Origin of the sequence: Pauljensenia sp. UMB6358, assembly GCF_030216865.1 — a bacterium.
Taxonomy (GTDB): domain Bacteria; phylum Actinomycetota; class Actinomycetes; order Actinomycetales; family Actinomycetaceae; genus Pauljensenia; species Pauljensenia turicensis_A.
The window spans coordinates 221,366-237,611 of the sequence record NZ_JASOMS010000001.1 but is presented as its reverse complement, the minus strand read 5'-3'; the positions used below and the strand labels follow the sequence as shown (position 1 = coordinate 237,611).

The window sequence follows — 16,246 nt, the reverse complement described above, 5'->3', positions numbered from 1 at the left end:
CGAGAAGCGATTGTAAGCGTTTCGCTATCCGGCGCTACAGTATGAGGCATGAGCTCAGTCGTAGATATTCGCCCCTCAGTTGTGCCACTTAGTGTTCCGATTGCGCTGGCCAACGTTGGTTCCTATTCAGTGTGCGACGCCTTGGGAAATCCTCTCAGGGATCCAAACGGGCTTACCATCACGGGCATTACCGTTTCCTCGAACGACTGCGAAGAAGGCTGGGCGTTCGTCGCTATTCCTGGGCTCACCCAGCACGGAGTTCGTTTTGCCCACGCGGCAGCCGAGGCTGGTGCAACCCTCCTTGTCACGGATAGCGAGGGAGCGAAGCGAGCAATCGATCAGAAAGTCGGACTGCCGATCGTTATTCTTAAGGATCCTCGTCGATGCGCAGCGACTATAGCCGCAACTCTCTACGGCCAGCCTGCGACAAAGTTGAAGACGATGGCCGTGACCGGCACAAACGGGAAGACCACTACGTCGTTCCTCATGCGTGCAGCTCTGGGCGTTGAGTTTCCGAATCCCTCCATCTGCGGAACCGTCGAAACACGCATCGGTAACCTACGTTTCCGTTCCGATCAGACTACGGCTGAATCCCCTGTCATCCAGCGCTTCCTTGCCCAAACACTGGAAGAAGGACTTGGCGCAGCGGTTATTGAAACAAGCTCTCACGCTCTGAGCTTCGAGCGCGTTGACGACATTGTGTTTGACGTTGTCGGCTTCACGAATTTGCAACACGATCACCTCGACTACTACGGCGACATGGAGAGCTACTTCGTCGCGAAGAAGTCGCTGTTTACTCAAGAACACTCACGACGCGGTGTTGTATGCGTCGATGACGAGTGGGGCCAGCGTCTTGCCCGCGAAGCTGAAGTACCGGTGACAACCGTTGCCGCGCTGAGCTCGAACGAAGCCGAGTGGCACGTTGAAAATACTCACCCCGACCGTTCGATCGGTCGCACGGTCTTTACGTTGGTGGATCCGAATGGCGCAGGGCATGATGTTGCAATGCCGATTCTTGGTGAAGTGAACGTTCAGAACACTGCCGTCGCCATTGTTGCTGCCGTTCAGCTTGGCTATGACGTGGATGCAGTCATCGCCGCCATTGAAAAGGCGGAGCAGGTTCCAGGGCGCATGGAAATGATTAATCCCAAGCCTCATAATCAACCACTCGTCATCGTCGACTACGCCCATACTCCCGAGGCTCTTGAGTGGACTCTGCGCTCAACAGCTGAGCTGACGAATGGAAAGCTTCATATCGTATTCGGTACCGATGGAGACCGTGACGCATCAAAGCGTGAATACCTTGCCGAAATCGCGGCACGAGAAGCTGACGTCTTGTGGGTGACCGACGAAAATCCACGTACTGAAGACCCGCAGTCTATTCGCGACTACCTGTTGCGCGGTATTACTTCGGTACGTCCGGACATGCACGATGTAACAGAAATTAAGACGTGCCGTCGCGATGCAGTGCGCAAAGCAATCTTGGCAGCCCAGCCAGGTGACACGGTGATTATCACCGGCAAAGGCTCGGAGTGGTATCAAGATTTCGAAGGCATTAAACACGAGTACAACGATGTTCCCGTATCGCGCGAAGTGCTCTACTACGACGTTCGTTCGCACATCTAAGAACGTGTGAGATTGCGCGTGAGCGCAAGGCTGACACCGCTTATGGGTGTGATGCCACGTAAGATGAACGGGTGAATGACGAGAACCTGAATCAGGACCTAGCCGCCGAAGAAGAATCTGAGCTACGCGCTCAGCACATGCGAGCTTCTCTTGCTCAATTCGAGCTTGACGAGGACGATCTTGCACTGATCGACGGTGAAGCTTCTTTCGATGAGCGTAAAGAAGAACTCGCCGGTCTACCGGTTCTCGCCATCGTTGGACGCCCGAACGTCGGCAAATCAACGCTGGTCAACCGCATTATTGGTCGTCGCGAAGCTGTCGTTCAGGACACTCCCGGTGTTACTCGCGACAGGGTCTCCTACCCCGCCGAATGGGCAGGTCGCGACTTCACAGTCGTCGACACCGGTGGTTGGGAAATCGACGTTAAAGGTCTAGACCGTTCGGTTGCTGAGCAGGCAGAAATTGCCGTTGATCTTGCCGACGCCGTCGTTCTGGTTCTTGACGCAACCGTTGGCGTCACCGCTTCAGACGAACGCATCGTTACGATGCTTCGATCAAAAGGCAAGCCGGTGATTCTGGCAGCAAATAAGGTTGATTCTCCTCAACAAGAAGCCGACGCCGCTTACCTGTGGAGCCTCGGAATGGGTGAGCCCCACCCGATTTCTGCACTCCACGGCCGCGGTATCGGCGACTTGCTGGACACCATCATGGATGTTCTGCCCGATGAATCCGCCGTGGCAAGCGCACTGCCTCAGGGGGGGCCTCGTCGCATCGCACTTGTTGGACGCCCGAATGTCGGCAAATCTTCTCTGCTCAACGCGCTCGCGCAAGCCGAACGTGTTGTCGTCAACGAACTTGCTGGCACGACCCGCGATCCTGTCGACGAACTCATTGAGCTTGATGGGCGCCTCTGGTGGTTTGTTGACACCGCTGGTATTCGTCGCAAGATGCACCGTACGACCGGTGCTGATTACTACGCGTCGATTCGCACCCAGGCAGCAATTGAGAAGGCGGAAGTTGCTCTTGTCCTCTTCGATGGCTCCCAGCCACTGACAGAACAGGATATTCGCGTCGTTCAGCAGGTCGTTGATGCTGGTCGTGCACTGGTGATTGTCACGAACAAGTGGGATCTCGTTGACGAAGACCGCCAGAACGAACTGAAGAACGAAATCGAACGCGAACTTGTCCAGGTCCAGTGGGCTCCGCGAATCAACGTGTCCGCTCTGACCGCGTGGCATACGAACCGAATTACGCGTGCACTCGACACGGCTCTTGCCGGTTGGGAAACGCGTATCCCCACAGGTCAGCTGAACGCGTTCCTCGGCCAACTCGTTGCCGCCCACCCGCACCCGCTACGTGGCGGTAAGCAACCTCGTATTCTTTTTGGCACGCAGGTGTCATCACGTCCCCCGCGTTTTGTCCTGTTTACAACGGGTTTCCTTGACCCGCAATATCGCCGTTTCATTGAACGCCGTTTGCGTGAGGAATTCGGCTTTGAAGGAACTCCGATTCAGATCGGTATGCGCGTTCGCGAACGCCGCCGCAAGTAACGGGCACTGAACCAACTCGTTTTACACGTCAACCCTGTGGATAACTACCACGGGGTTGACTTTGTGCATAAAGTCTGTTTCGTACCATTCGCTGTTGAGCTCACCCAAGGAGTAATGATGCTTCACTGGACAACACTTTCTTCCCCCATTGGCGACCTGATGCTCATCAAGTCTGGCAAAGGCATCGTCAGAGTTGCCTTCGAATGCGAAGACTTCGCCACAGTACGACGTAATGTCGCACACTCGTTGAATGATGAGATGGTCGAAGACAGTAAAGAACTGTTTGAGGCCATCGATCAGATTGAAGAGTATTTCGCTGGCCAGCGTAAGACTTTCGATCTTGCACTGGACTGGTCCCTGATCTCGGGATTCTATGCGCGCGCTGCCCAACAATTGACGATGGTTCCCTTCGGTACGACATTGCCGTATTCAGGCCTGGCACTGCTTGCAGGTAATAAGAAAGCTCATCGCGCGGCTGCGTCAGCCTGTTCCCATAACCCGTTGCCTATCCTTGCTCCATGCCATCGGATCACGCGAAAAGACGGATCATATGGTGACTACGCTGGCGGGCGCGAAGCCAAAGAGTACCTTCTGACGTTTGAGAAAGAAATTGACGCAAAAACCTATGTCCCCCAGCCCGTACTCAGGCCTCGCTATGTCGGGATTCCTGCTCCAGCGTCAGACTAAATACACCACCATGAAATTCGTTTGGGGGTGTCATCAATGACGATAACACCCCCAAACTCTGCTGTAGCACACGAACGCTGATGATAGTCAGCGCTCGGTTCGAGCCTTCGGGTAGCGATGGTCCTTATTTCCCCACCACGGCATGTATGACACATAACCGTCAGCTGGAGGGTTTGGAGAATCGGGTTCGAAGCCGAGTTCTGCTGGGGTTTCAGGAATGCGATCAACAAGGAAGTACTTGTCCCTGTCATCGCAGTGGGTGCGAACGATCGTCTTGAATTCACTGAGCTCGGGGTACAAAACACCGGTGATCGGATTGCGGCGGTAGCGAACGATCTTGTAGAGCCAGTAGACGAACAGGGCAACGTTCGCGATCAATGCAAGGACTGCACAGATGATGTTCGCGTTCGGATCCATCGTGGAGAAGTTAAAGGTGGAGTTTGGTGGAACGAGGATTTCCGGTAGCAATGTGTTCATAGAAATCCAGAACACTAACGTGAAGCACCTGAACCAAATCCACTGGCCCTTTGCCCATGTGAAGGCGGGAATGGTACATGCCAGAAGAAGGGCTGCTGTGCAGTACCAGGTGTAGTCAGCGAGCGAGTTGTAGAGGAAAGCATGGTTCCACAGGTCGTAGGCAATAACCCACGGCCACACCATGTCAACCCAGATCAGGCCACGAACCTTCTGCTTGCCTGGCGATGTGGCGATGATCTTGCCTAGACCGGTAATTGTGATGATGTTGAGCAAGCCAGCTGCCGCGCTGATCAGGTTCCAGTAGCCACCAATAGTTCTAAAACCGGTTTCTGGATCAATACCGATATGGCGAGCGGAAAGATTCGACGCGACTGCTTCGTACCATGCTTGTGAATGGAGTTCGGCGGTCACGCCCCTGGCTTCCGGAAGGCCCGCGATCATATCGAGAGTGTGAGTGTCATTGACATGTTTCAGGCACTGCCAATCTGCTCCGCACGCATAGTAGGTGTCCGCGTTGAAATAGATGGTGAGGTCACGGATATTGGCTTCCATGATGTTGACTGCGAGACCGATCCAGAGTGCAACACCCAGCCAAATAGCGTATTTGTGCGCCTTTTGCGGATTTTTCTTCGCATAGACAAGGACGGTTCCGGTCATTGTTGCAGTAAGGATCATGATGGCGTATTTGCCGAATGGGAACCAACCGACCATTGGTGTGCCGTGAATCCAAGCATAGGGCATAAGTGCAATGCCACCGATCGTCCAGATAACGAAGATGGTCCAGTTCCACCGCCGGTTGATCTCAGCAACAAGCATCTGAGCGACGAATACCGCTAGCCAAAGTGCATAGACCTTCGGGGAGCCAATTTCCCACAGCCAAAGTGACTCCATCAGTTTCCTCCTTGAAACACAGACGGGATAGTAGTTATTCAGCTAGTCTAGTGAACAAGAAAAAACACGGAGCGAGATTGCCCCAAAGAGGGATTTATAATTCCGCAGAAAGTTCTTTTTAGCAAAGACGCTTAGGACTTTTGGCCGGGATTTTATTTATCTCCTCCACTTGCCCACAACTGGGCCTTGACGAGAGGAAGAAAAATGTCAAAGAATTCGTCGAAACGTGGCCTTCGCACCGCTATCGGTCTGGGGGCTTTAGGGGTCCTGAGCGGGATGTATGGCTTCAGCCAGCTCAGCGGCAAAGCAACTCCGGAAGAACAAGCATGGCGTTATCCGGGCGACGATTTAATCGACGCAAATTACGATAATGGTTATTCTTCAACCTACGCTATTACAATTGAAGCCCCCGCTTACGCAGTATGGAGATTATTCAAACAAATCGGCGCGGAAAAGAGTGGTTCATTTTCTTCAGAATTCTTAGAAAGAACATTTGCTCGACTCCCCTTCTTTAATTCCTACGAAATTCAAGAAGAATTCCAACAGCCAGATTCCATGATGCCCGGCGATATCGCCGCCTTCGATTACCACGGAATGTCAATGGAATGGGCCGATATTGTCCCCGGCAAATACATGGTCCAGTGGGTCGACACCAAGAATCCGCCAAAGGCACCTGGCTCCTACGCATTCCGTTTCCCTGGAATGACCCACTTCGCAGCAGCATGGTGCTTCTACGTCGTTCCGCTTGAGGGCGGTCGCACGCGTCTGATCAATCACTGGCGTATCGGATACGAACCTGACTCAGTTGCCATGAAGGCCTTGAACTGGGTCAATATCGAGTTTATTGGCGGATGCATGACCCACATGCAGAACATCTACGTGAAGCGCGTTTTGGAGTTCCGTAAGAAGCAGCATCACACCGGCAAGTTCATGCGTGGAGTGCTTGGTGGCCAGTTCTTCAAGTCCGGTACTCCAGCTGGTCGCTACGACGGGACTCCCCTGTTCGACGAAACGTACACACAGTGGTTCCGATACGGCCGTAAGTCGCCTGCAGTTGCTGAGATTCGTATGCCCGTTACCGAAGATCCCAGCTGGCCACCAGTAGGACCGGGAACCCCATGGGAGCACGAGGTTGATGCCGAATACTTCGATGGATGGAGCGAACCCGCATTCGATTGGAACGAGCAGATCCGTCAGAAGATGGAAAAGACCTACTTGCCCAACTGGGGTAAGGAGGCCAAGTGATGGGTAACATCACGCCTCCCGACTATGCGACCCTCTTCTTCTTTGAGAAGGGAGAATGGTGGGACTATGTGATGTTGTTGATCGTCATCGCTGCCCTCGCATTCGCAGCCTGGCTTGCCCAGCGGAACATGTGGGTCGTTCTTGCTCTGTTCATCGTGGTGCCAGTATCGCTGAGTATCTTCTGGTGGCCTCATTCGACCGCTGGGACGAACTCCGCAGGCTGGTTCCCGATTGTGAAGCAGTATTCGGCTCTGCTTGGTAGCCTCTGCTTGGTTGCATTGCAGGTTTTCCCGAAGCTACGACACAACAAGTGGTATCTACTGATCCCCCCACTGTTGCTTAGCGTCAACATTGCCGAGGCTGTTGTTCGCGATTTCCAGTGCTACTTCATTCACGGCATTGATCCCTCTCAGGGAATGGTGACCTGGGGTGGTCCGTGGAACATCATGAACGGCATCGCTGGCATCTTGAACCTTCTCGCGATTTCCGGTTGGATCGGTATCTTCGTGTCGAAAGGCAAGGAACGGGGGCTAATCTGGGGCGATCTGACGATCGGTTGGATTATTGCGTACGACATTTGGAATGTTGCCTACGTGTACAACTGTCTTGCAGACCGAGCGTGGTACTCGGCAATCGCGTTGCTTGCCTCGTGTACGATTCCCGCGTTTATGAAGTTCGGTAAGGGCGCGTGGATCCAGTATCGTGCGTACACGCTGACGTTCTGGTCTGCGGTGGTGTTGACGTTCCCGCACTTCATGCAGGATTCGATGTTCGCTCACCGCAGTGCGCACAATCCATACGCGATGTTCATCATCTCGTTTGCTGCATTGGTTGCGAACATCATTGTGTTCGGCCGCCATGCCTATCGCATCGTGAAACTGCGTCGTAACCCGTTCAAGCAGGAGATTTACTCCGATACTCCGACCTACGTCGAATGGGTACGTGATCTTGCAACCGATGAGGACAAAGAACTGATCGCCCAGCGTATCGGTAAGACTCCCGCGGAAGTTGGGTACGTCAGCTGACGTTTCGGCTTACACGTGATGTGGCCGGTTGGGTGGCACGAGGCCGCCGAGCCGGCCACATCTGTGTGCTTTGAAATCGAACGAGATCAGAAAGAACGTCACAGTCATGTGCTCGGCTTCGTGAACGTAAGCAACGAGGCCGACCGCGATGGCTGAGATCAAGCGAGAAGAAAAAGCCCGGAATTGCTATTAAACAATTTCTGAGGAATCTCACCATGAGATTCAACATGAGATCGGGGAGGAAACGACGAAGCCCGGAACCTCAATCTTTGAGATTCCGGGCTTTTTGTCGGGCTAGCGGGATTTGAACCCACGACCCCTTGACCCCCAGTCAAGTGCGCTACCAAACTGCGCCATAGCCCGTATTCGGTTTTACTGTCGATTTTATCGACCTGACGATCATAGCCCACTTGTGGAATTAAATTCCACTTGGGAGCAGTCCCACGACAATAAAACGGCTTTTGTCACATCCTCGACACAAGATCAGCGTCGATCAGCTTGAGGATTTCCTCCACGACACCATCAATTCCCAGACCAGTAGAGTCGACGACATCTACGCCTTCGGCCGGTGTCATGAACTCAGAAACCTTGGAATCGGCAGCGTCTCGTTTGCCCACTTGGTCGCGGACAGACTCCAAAAGTTCGTCAGTGACCTTCCCGTGAAGTTCCAATGTGCGTCGACGGAGGCGTTCTTCCTCATCAGCAAGAAGAAGAACTCGCACGTCAGCATCGGGGCAGACAACGGTCGTAATATCTCGCCCTTCAGCAATCATGCCGGAACCGTTAGCGCGGGCCTCCATCATGCGTCGGCGCTGTTCGCTCGCCATCCACTTTCGAACCGACAGGTTCGTCGACACCTTCGGAATGGCCAACGCAATACGAGGTTCACGGATCGCCGCTGTCACGTCCGTGGCGCCGACATGGAAAACTGGGCTGACCGGATCAGAGTCCATGGTCAGTGGCATTTCGTCAGCCAGAGCGCGGACTCTCTCCTGATCATCAAGATCGATCTCACGATCAAGCGCATACCACGTGAGTGCGCGGTACATCGCGCCAGTATCGAGATAGCCAATGCCCAGACGTGAGGCAAGAGCTTTGGAGATCGTTGATTTACCAGACCCTGCGGGACCATCGATGGCGATAGTGATGCCAACGTGGCTAATAGCGTCGCGTCGAGAGTCATCAGTGAAAGTCATTGTGTCCTCCATACCCATGTTTCAGTTTGAGTAGTTGATGAGTCGCCATCCGCGACGTTCCAAGTCAGCCTCAGCTTCACCAACGCGCGCCGGATCAATCATGATTCGAGCTAAGCCCACCTGCTGACCAGCAGAGTGTTCGAGCACAAGGTCTTCAATGTTGATGTCAATCTCGCCAAGCTCGCTGAAAAGTCGGCCGAGAGCACCGGGCGTGTCGGGAATCAGCACCTCGAGTTCGCCGTAGCGACTGGGGGCTCCACCGTGTTTGCCAGGAATACGCGACACTCCCCTGTTGCCTGCTTCCATAACGCGGTTAACGGCTCCGACGATGCCACCGCGAAGGGGGCCGCGCTGGTTCGCAGCATCCAGGTGAACGATCAGATCATCGAGGTCACAGCGCAAAGCTGTAAGAATCGAGGCAACAGGTCCGGCATTACCGGCTAGAATCGCGGTCCACAGGCGAGGGTCCGAGGCAGCGATACGGGTTGTGTCACGTAGTCCCTGCCCCGCCAGGTTCATTGATTCAGAACGTGCCTCTTCAAGACGTGCGGCGATCAGGGACGACACCAACTGTGGTACATGCGAGACAAGCGCCACCGACTCATCGTGAGTCGACGCATCCATTTCGTAGGGAACAGATCCGACGTCAGTTGCCAGAGTGCGCACGGCGAGGACTGCTGTTGGATCCGAGGTTTCGTGTGCGACGACAACCCAGGGGCGACCGTAGAACAGGTCAGCATCGGCGGCGCCGGCGCCTGATCGCTCACGACCTGCCATAGGGTGCGAACCAACGTAGCGTGAAGCGAGTGTTGGATCGCCCTTTGCGGTGCCAGCTTCAAGCACCCCCTGTGCAACGGCCTTCTTTACTGAAGCAACATCCGTAACGAACGCGGACGGGAATCGTTGCAAGGCCCCGACTACGCAGACGTCTGCAACATCCGGTGGCGTAGCCACAACAACCAAGGCGGGTGTGACATCGCTGGCCTCGGAAAATGGGAAGCCAGCACCGATATCTTGCGCGAGGCGCAATGAAGTTGGTGAAGAATCCTCGAGATATACGTCGACACCTGCCGCGCGGAGATTCAATCCGAGCGAAGCGCCCAGCAAGCCCGATCCAATAATCAGGATCGGGCCGGTTGTGGCGATAGGCCGAGTGGGCATCAGAGACCCACGGAAGAGTACAGAGCGACCAGAGCGTTGCCCTTCACGCGACGTGTGGTGCCCGGTTGCAGGCGATCCAGGTGGATCGGGCCGAATGCGGTGCGCACGAGTTCACGAACCGGGAAGCCAACCTCGTCCATCATGCGACGAACCAGGCGGTTTCGACCTTCGTGAACAACGATCTCAACGGTCGTGATGTCACCGTAGGTGTCGACAACGCGGAAAGAGTCAACGGCAATCGGACCGTCTTCCAGCTCGATTCCGTCAAGCAACGTGCGACGAATGTAAGGCTTCACTTCACCGTGCAGACGGGCAACGTAGGTCTTCGGGACTTCGTACGAGGGGTGGGTCAGACGGTTCGCGAGTTCCCCATCGTTCGTCAGTAGCAGAAGGCCGGATGTGTCGATATCGAGTCGACCGACGTGGTACAGGCGCTCCGGGTAGTCTGCGATCAGGTCTAAGAGAGTCGGTCGACCTTCGGGGTCAGACATCGTGGAGACAACGCCGACGGGCTTGTTGATTGCCAGGACGATCGGCTTCGTGTCTGAGAAGAACACGCGCTCACCGTCAACGTGAATGACCTGCTTCGTTGGATCAACGCGCATGCCCTGGGAACGCACAACCTGACCATCGACCTGAACACGTCCGTCCGCGATCATCTCTTCGCCAGCGCGCCGCGAAGCGATTCCCGCCTGAGACAGTGCCTTCTGCAGGCGAATACCGCCCTCAATGTAGGGATCGTTCCTCACAGCTGTTCCTCCAGTTCGTCCAGCTCATCGCTGTCCGGCAAATACGGTGCCAAGGGCACCAGGTCATCCAGGGATTTAAAACCCATCTTTTCTAAGAATTCGCGCGTCGTTCCGTACAGGTGCGCGCCCGAATCTGTCTCACCGACTTCTTCGATCAGACCTCTAGCTACAAGCGTACGCACTACGGCGTCAACGTTCACGCCTCTAATGTGCGAGATACGCGACCTTGAGATTGGCTGGCGATAGGCAACGACGGCTAAAGTTTCCAGTGCTGCCTGTGACAGACGCGACTGCGCACTGCCCACAATGAAGCGCCCAACGAGGCTGGCCCAGCGCCTCGCGGAGTAGATTCGCCATGCTCCCCCAGTTTGACGTAGTTCGAAACCTGCCGTTCTCTGCCCGTTTTCTCCGCGGTACGAGGCCGATAAGGCGCAAAGGGCGTCATACACTGTTTGGGGATTGACGTGGAGAGCTTCAGCTAGGTCGCCAACATCCACGGGTTCTGGAGCGACCATCAGGATAGCTTCGAGCGGCGCGAAGAGTTCTTCGTAGCCTGACATTTCACCGGTATCAGTCATTGCTCGTCTCCTGTTCCCTGTCGAGGTGAGCCCCATATTCTGCTTCGTCAATGTCAATGTCTGTATCGTCAGTGCCCGTCCAGGTCAGGATGAGTTCTGCAAGCGGTTCGTCTTGAGCGACTTCGAGCGCACGCCTCCTAAACAGCTCGAGAACGGCAAGGAACCTGGAAATGACGACGGCGCGCGACTCGGCGTCCGCCACCAGATCGGCAAACGTAAGGCGAGAGTAGTGTTTCAATTTGCTTGCAACAACACGTGCTTGCTCGCGCACCGGAACGACCGGGTCATGAAGGTGCGTGGTGACCACTTCAGGCTCGACGGTTGTAAATGCGCGGACCGCGGCGTTGAGCAGGTCGTTCGGACGAACCTCCCACTTTAATTCTGGGAGGAGGGCTGCGAACTGGGGTTCAAGCGGAACCTGGCGAGGAATGTAGCCGGCGTTGTCATCCAATACTGATTCAATGTCAGCTGCCACCATTTTGAAAGCACGGTATTGCAACAGGCGTGAGAACAAGAGGTCGCGTGCCTCTAGGTCTTCAGATGCGATATCTGGGTCAGCTTCAGTTCGTGGTAAAAGTGACGCTGCTTTGATATCGAGAAGTGTCGCCGCGACGACCAAGAATTCGGTAGTACGAGACAGATCTGGAAAGATCCGCATATGAGCGATGAACTCGTCGGTGACCTCGGCCAGCGATATTTGAGTAATGTCAAGACGTTTGCGCGTGATCAGCTGAAGGAGAAGGTCAAATGGCCCCTCGAAAACGTCCAGGGTGACACGGAAATCATCTATCGCCCCCTGTTCGACTGCGCTGGGCTCAGGCGGCGTCACCACGGGCTACGACCTCACGTGCAAGACGACGGTATGCACGAGCACCGGGATGATTGGGCGCGTAGGTAATAATCGGCTCGGTTGCGACCGATGCGTCAGGGAACTTCACGGTACGAGCAATATGCGTGGTGTAGATAAGATCACCGAATCTCTCGTCGAGGCGAGCAAGAACCTCACGCGAGTGCAAGGTGCGCAGATTGACCATCGTCGGGATGATTCCATCGATCTTCAAACGCGGATTAATGCGGTCGCGGACAGTTTCAATGGTGTCCACAAGAAGGGCAACGCCTCTAAGAGCGAAGAACTCGGTTTCGACGGGAATAATCACGCCGTGCGCGGCAGTCAGGGCATTTACTGCAAGCAGACCCAGCGACGGCTGGCAGTCAATGAAAATCACGTCATAGTCGTCTTCAATATGACGGATGACGCGCGCCAGCGCGGATTCGCGGGCCACTTCGTTGACCAGTTGGACTTCTGCCGCTGACAGGTCGATGTTGGCGGGGATAATGTCGAGGCCGTCAAGCAAGGTGTGGCAGATAGTGGAGCGGACATCTGCTTTGGGGTCAAGCAACAGGTTGTAGATCGTGCAATCCATGTCCAAGGTATTGATTCCAAGACCAACGGATGCGGCACCTTGGGGATCAAGGTCGACGATCAGTACTTTTCGACCGTATTCGGCAAGAGCTGCAGCCAAGTTAATTGTGGTGGTGGTTTTGCCGACACCACCTTTTTGATTGCATACGGCAATCACCCTGGCCGGACCATGTCCGTTCAGGGGTGCTGGAATCGGAAAACCTTCGGTGTCATCTGCGATGTCACCGTTCAATGTTGGCTGCACGTCTTTCGTCACACCTCAATGTTAGTTCATGTTCGCTAGTTCGCGTGGGTGGCCTTCGCTCGCGGATGTGCCAGCTGGTAGACCTCTTTCAATGTTGTTGGTGTGACTCGTGTATAGATCTGGGTTGTTTGCACTGATGCGTGACCAAGCAGTTCTTGGACGTCACGAATCGATGCTCCACCTTCCAACAAATGCGTTGCGAATGAATGGCGCAAAGTATGGGGTGAAACGTCTTCATCAATCCCAGCCCTGCCTGCGGCGCGCTGGATTATTTCCCATGCGCTTTGACGTGAAAGCGCCCGGCCTCGTGAATTCAAAAACAGAGCGGGACTCCCCTGCCCGCGCTGGGCAAGCACAGGACGGGAGCGCACAATGTACGCCTCGATTGCCGCTTTCGCGTACGAGCCGAGGGGCACAATGCGTTCCTTACGCCCTTTACCAAAGAGGCGGATAACGGGAAGCTCTTCGTCAAGGTCAAGATCATCAAGTGCAAGACCGACACCCTCTGAAACGCGCGCTCCTGTCGCATAGAGCAATTCCAACAGCGCACTGTCGCGCAGGCTGATCACGTCATCTCCGACTCGGGCAGCGTCAAGCAACGCGCTCACCTGCTCAACTGACAGTGCGTGAGGAAGGTGACTCCCCTGTTTCGGCGAAGTAATGCGAGCGGCCGGATTATGAATGTCGGGGCTGGTCGCCGAAACAAATGTGTGGAAGCTACGAATCGCAGCACTTGCCCGCGCAATTGACGAGGCCGCCGCTGGCTTGCCACTCAGCGTGCCTGCGCTCAGGTCGGCGAGGTGACGTTCGATATCAGCAGACGTGATCGTTTTCAGGTCGCTCAACCCGTGACTTTCAAGGTCTAAGCGATAGCGCTCAATATCGCGTTTGTAGTTGGAAACCGTGTTGATCGACGAACCTCGTTCAACCCGCAAATAGCCAAGCCACTCGTCAATGTACTCACCGATTTCGCTCACGCACTCAGCCTAGTGGCACTCCGACCCTAGACCCGCAAATACCCGCCCTACGAACGCCCGCGTGTTCCCACACCGGTGGGCAGCCTCGTGAATCGAAGACGAGGGCGAGGCTCGAATGAGACACTATCGAGGCGTTGAGTCCATCTGCTCAGGTAGGCGCGTATCTGAGGGAGAACAATTGCCAGCGACACGTGCACATGTGAGCAGACTTTCCCCTCAACTGTTCGATTTTCTTTCGCTAAACTAGCAATCGTAAAAAGAATGCCCCAATGATGGGGCCTAACCCGGCTGGAGGCCGAAGTGACACTCAAGTGGGACGCAATTGATGACCGTGCAGTGACCACGGCAAAAATTCTTGCTGCAGACGCCGTTGAACAGGCAGGATCCGGACACCCAGGCACTGCGATTTCCATCGCACCGGCCGCATACCTGCTCTACCAGCGCCACATGCACATTGACCCGAAGGATGATCGCTGGCTCGGCCGAGACCGCTTCGTCCTGTCGGCAGGTCACTCCTCACTCACCCAGTACGTCCAGCTCTACCTAGCAGGCATCGGCCTCGAGCTCGATGACCTCAAGACCCTGCGCACCGCAGGCTCCCTGACCCCGGGGCACCCGGAGTACGGCCACACCAAGGGCGTCGAAATCACCACCGGCCCGCTCGGCACCGGCATTGCTTCCGCCGTCGGCTTCGCAATGGCATCGCGACGTATGCACGGCCTGCTGGATCCGGAAGCTGCCCTCGGCGAATCCGTCTTCGACACCAACGTCTACGTGCTCGCTGGCGACGGTTGCTTCGAAGAAGGCGTCTCCGCTGAAGCCTCCTCGCTTGCAGGCACCCAGAAGCTCGGCAACCTGACCCTCATCTGGGACGACAACCACATCTCCATTGAAGACGACACCAAGATCGCCTTCTCCGAAGACGTCCTAGCACGCTACGAGGCCTACGGCTGGCACGTCCAGCGCGTCAACTGGCTGCAGGAAGATGGCTCCTACACCGAAGACGTCGCAGCCCTCTCCGAGGCACTCGACGTTGCCAAGGCTGTCACCGACAAGCCGTCCATCATCGCAGTTCGCACCCTGATCGGCTGGCCGACCCCCGGCAAGACCAACACTGGTGGCATCCACGGCTCCAAGCTCGGTGGTGAAGCACTCTCCGGTCTCAAGGAAGCCCTCGGAGCTGACCCGGAGAAGATGTTCGACGTCGACGTTGAGGCAGTCGAAGCTGCACGTGCGAATGTTGCCAAGCGTTGCGCCGAATACCGCAAGGATTGGGACGCACGTTTCGAGGCATGGAAGGCAGCGAACCCCCAGCGCGCAGAGCTTCTTGAGCGTCTGCAGTCCGGCAAGCTCCCCGAAGGCTGGGAAGAAGCACTGCCGACCTTCGAAGCTGGCAAGGCAATCGCAACCCGTGCAGCATCGGGCACAGTCCTCAACGCGATCGCCGAAGCTGTTCCGGAACTCTGGGGTGGTTCTGCTGACCTTGCAGGTTCGAACAACACCTACATGAAGAGCCAGCCCTCCTTCCTGCCTGAAGGCGCATCCTCCAACGCATTCCAGGGCAACGAATTCGGTCGCAACATACACTTCGGTGTCCGCGAATTCGCCATGGGCGCCATCATGAACGGCATCGCAGCCGACGGCCTCACCCGCCCCTACGGTGGCACGTTCTTCGTGTTCTCCGACTTCATGCGTGGCGCTGTCCGCCTCGCAGCCCTCATGGATCTGCCCGTCACCTACGTGTGGACGCATGACTCCATCGGCGTTGGCGAAGACGGTCCAACCCACCAGCCAATCGAGCACCTCGCTTCCTACCGTGCAATCCCGAACCTCGCAGTGATTCGCCCCGGCGACGCAACCGAAACCGCAGCTGCATGGCGGGCAATCCTCGAGCAACGTCACCCGGCTGCCCTGGTTCTCTCCCGTCAGAACCTGCCGAACCCGGCACGCGGCGAAGGCACCGAACTTGCCACCGCTGACGGCCTCGCCCATGGCGCATACGTGCTCGCCGACACCGAGGGCACCCCGGACGTCATCATCATGGCTTCCGGTTCCGAGGTCTCCGTGGCACTCGAAGCACGCGAAGCACTCGCGGGTGAAGGCGTGAAGGCTCGCGTCGTGTCCGTGCCCTGCCTCGACTGGTTCGAGCAGCAGGATGCGGAATACCGCGAAGAGGTTCTACCGTCGGCCGTCAAGGCTCGCGTTAGCGTCGAAGCAGGTATCGCTCTGCCCTGGTACCGCCACCTTGGCGATGCGGGTCGCGCAGTCTCCATCGAACACTTCGGCGCCTCGGCACCCGGTGACTTCCTGTTCAAGGAATACGGAATCGATGCGGACCACGTTGTTGCGGCTGCTAAGGAATCGATCACAGCTGCACGGTGAAGCCACCTTTTAGTTAAGGTGTAACCCGCTGAAAT

At 55.9% G+C, this 16,246-nt stretch carries 14 protein-coding genes and 1 tRNA gene; 6 read left to right on the top strand and 9 right to left on the bottom strand.

Annotated features, from left to right (window positions below):
* Window positions 1–48 precede the first annotated feature (48 nt).
* The 3 genes from QP381_RS01125 (at window position 49) to QP381_RS01115 (ending at window position 3,863) form a co-directional block, all read left to right on the top strand.
* Window positions 49–1,626 carry a UDP-N-acetylmuramoyl-L-alanyl-D-glutamate--2,6-diaminopimelate ligase gene (locus tag QP381_RS01125; protein WP_285067435.1) on the top strand — a complete coding sequence of 526 codons (1,578 nt, stop codon included), beginning with the start codon at window positions 49–51 and terminating at the stop codon, window positions 1,624–1,626.
* A gap of 71 nt (window positions 1,627–1,697) precedes the next feature.
* Window positions 1,698–3,176, top strand: a complete 1,479-nt coding sequence (gene der / locus QP381_RS01120; protein WP_285067434.1) for a ribosome biogenesis GTPase Der — start codon at window positions 1,698–1,700, stop codon at window positions 3,174–3,176.
* A gap of 114 nt (window positions 3,177–3,290) precedes the next feature.
* Window positions 3,291–3,863 carry a methylated-DNA--[protein]-cysteine S-methyltransferase gene (locus QP381_RS01115; protein ID WP_285067432.1) on the top strand — a complete coding sequence of 191 codons (573 nt, stop codon included), beginning with the start codon at window positions 3,291–3,293 and terminating at the stop codon, window positions 3,861–3,863.
* Between the two features lie 87 nt (window positions 3,864–3,950).
* Here the strand turns inward: QP381_RS01115 and QP381_RS01110 are convergent, their stop codons facing one another.
* Window positions 3,951–5,231 (bottom strand): DUF5692 family protein, encoded by a 1,281-nt coding sequence (locus QP381_RS01110; protein WP_006681030.1) that lies wholly within the window; start codon window positions 5,229–5,231, stop codon window positions 3,951–3,953.
* 276 nt (window positions 5,232–5,507) lie between these two features.
* Here QP381_RS01110 and QP381_RS01105 point away from each other — a divergent pair, with 276 nt between their 5' ends.
* Window positions 5,508–6,476, top strand: a complete 969-nt coding sequence (locus tag QP381_RS01105) for a hypothetical protein (protein ID WP_373273800.1) — start codon at window positions 5,508–5,510, stop codon at window positions 6,474–6,476.
* Window positions 6,476–7,501: a DUF5692 family protein gene (locus tag QP381_RS01100; RefSeq protein WP_006681032.1), complete on the top strand. Its 1,026-nt coding sequence runs from the start codon at window positions 6,476–6,478 to the stop codon at window positions 7,499–7,501. Before QP381_RS01105 ends, QP381_RS01100 begins: the two co-directional genes overlap by 1 nt.
* A gap of 289 nt (window positions 7,502–7,790) precedes the next feature.
* Here the strand turns inward: QP381_RS01100 and QP381_RS01095 are convergent.
* From QP381_RS01095 to QP381_RS01060, 8 genes are all read right to left on the bottom strand, one after another.
* Window positions 7,791–7,864: transfer RNA gene (locus QP381_RS01095), tRNA-Pro, on the bottom strand.
* A 101-nt stretch (window positions 7,865–7,965) separates the two neighbouring features.
* The gene (cmk, locus tag QP381_RS01090; protein WP_285067431.1) at window positions 7,966–8,697 is read right to left on the bottom strand and encodes a (d)CMP kinase; all 732 of its coding nucleotides are present in this window, start codon (window positions 8,695–8,697) and stop codon (window positions 7,966–7,968) included.
* Window positions 8,698–8,718: 21 nt separating this feature from the next.
* Window positions 8,719–9,858: a prephenate dehydrogenase gene (locus tag QP381_RS01085; RefSeq protein WP_006681034.1), complete on the bottom strand. Its 1,140-nt coding sequence runs from the start codon at window positions 9,856–9,858 to the stop codon at window positions 8,719–8,721.
* Window positions 9,858–10,607 carry a pseudouridine synthase gene (locus tag QP381_RS01080; RefSeq protein ID WP_006681035.1) on the bottom strand — a complete coding sequence of 250 codons (750 nt, stop codon included), beginning with the start codon at window positions 10,605–10,607 and terminating at the stop codon, window positions 9,858–9,860. The genes QP381_RS01085 and QP381_RS01080 overlap by 1 nt, the downstream gene beginning before the upstream one ends.
* Complete coding sequence (scpB, locus tag QP381_RS01075; protein ID WP_285067430.1) at window positions 10,604–11,185, bottom strand: SMC-Scp complex subunit ScpB; 582 nt, start codon at window positions 11,183–11,185, stop codon at window positions 10,604–10,606. Before scpB ends, QP381_RS01080 begins: the two co-directional genes overlap by 4 nt.
* A complete protein-coding gene (locus tag QP381_RS01070; RefSeq protein WP_179369642.1) occupies window positions 11,178–12,017 on the bottom strand; it encodes a segregation and condensation protein A in 840 nt (279 codons plus the stop codon). The genes scpB and QP381_RS01070 overlap by 8 nt, the downstream gene beginning before the upstream one ends.
* Window positions 12,001–12,864 (bottom strand): ParA family protein, encoded by an 864-nt coding sequence (locus tag QP381_RS01065; RefSeq protein ID WP_040318539.1) that lies wholly within the window; start codon window positions 12,862–12,864, stop codon window positions 12,001–12,003. The genes QP381_RS01070 and QP381_RS01065 overlap by 17 nt, the downstream gene beginning before the upstream one ends.
* A gap of 23 nt (window positions 12,865–12,887) precedes the next feature.
* Complete coding sequence (locus QP381_RS01060) at window positions 12,888–13,829, bottom strand: site-specific tyrosine recombinase XerD (RefSeq protein WP_285067427.1); 942 nt, start codon at window positions 13,827–13,829, stop codon at window positions 12,888–12,890.
* A gap of 300 nt (window positions 13,830–14,129) precedes the next feature.
* Here QP381_RS01060 and tkt point away from each other — a divergent pair, with 300 nt between their 5' ends.
* The gene (gene tkt, locus QP381_RS01055) at window positions 14,130–16,211 is read left to right on the top strand and encodes a transketolase (RefSeq protein WP_285067425.1); all 2,082 of its coding nucleotides are present in this window, start codon (window positions 14,130–14,132) and stop codon (window positions 16,209–16,211) included.
* Window positions 16,212–16,246: the final 35 nt, after the last annotated feature.

Bases quoted from the DNA above. Each gene is read 5' to 3' on its own strand.
- QP381_RS01125 (WP_285067435.1), top strand. From the start codon at position 49: ATGAGCTCAGTCGTAGATATTCGCCCCTCAGTTGTGCCACTTAGTGTT.
- QP381_RS01115 (WP_285067432.1), top strand. From the start codon at position 3,291: ATGATGCTTCACTGGACAACACTTTCTTCCCCCATTGGCGACCTGATG.
- QP381_RS01110 (WP_006681030.1), bottom strand. From the start codon at position 5,231: ATGGAGTCACTTTGGCTGTGGGAAATTGGCTCCCCGAAGGTCTATGCA.
- QP381_RS01105 (WP_373273800.1), top strand. From the start codon at position 5,508: ATGTATGGCTTCAGCCAGCTCAGCGGCAAAGCAACTCCGGAAGAACAA.
- QP381_RS01100 (WP_006681032.1), top strand. From the start codon at position 6,476: ATGGGTAACATCACGCCTCCCGACTATGCGACCCTCTTCTTCTTTGAG.
- cmk (WP_285067431.1), bottom strand. From the start codon at position 8,697: ATGACTTTCACTGATGACTCTCGACGCGACGCTATTAGCCACGTTGGC.
- QP381_RS01085 (WP_006681034.1), bottom strand. From the start codon at position 9,858: ATGCCCACTCGGCCTATCGCCACAACCGGCCCGATCCTGATTATTGGA.
- scpB (WP_285067430.1), bottom strand. From the start codon at position 11,185: ATGACTGATACCGGTGAAATGTCAGGCTACGAAGAACTCTTCGCGCCG.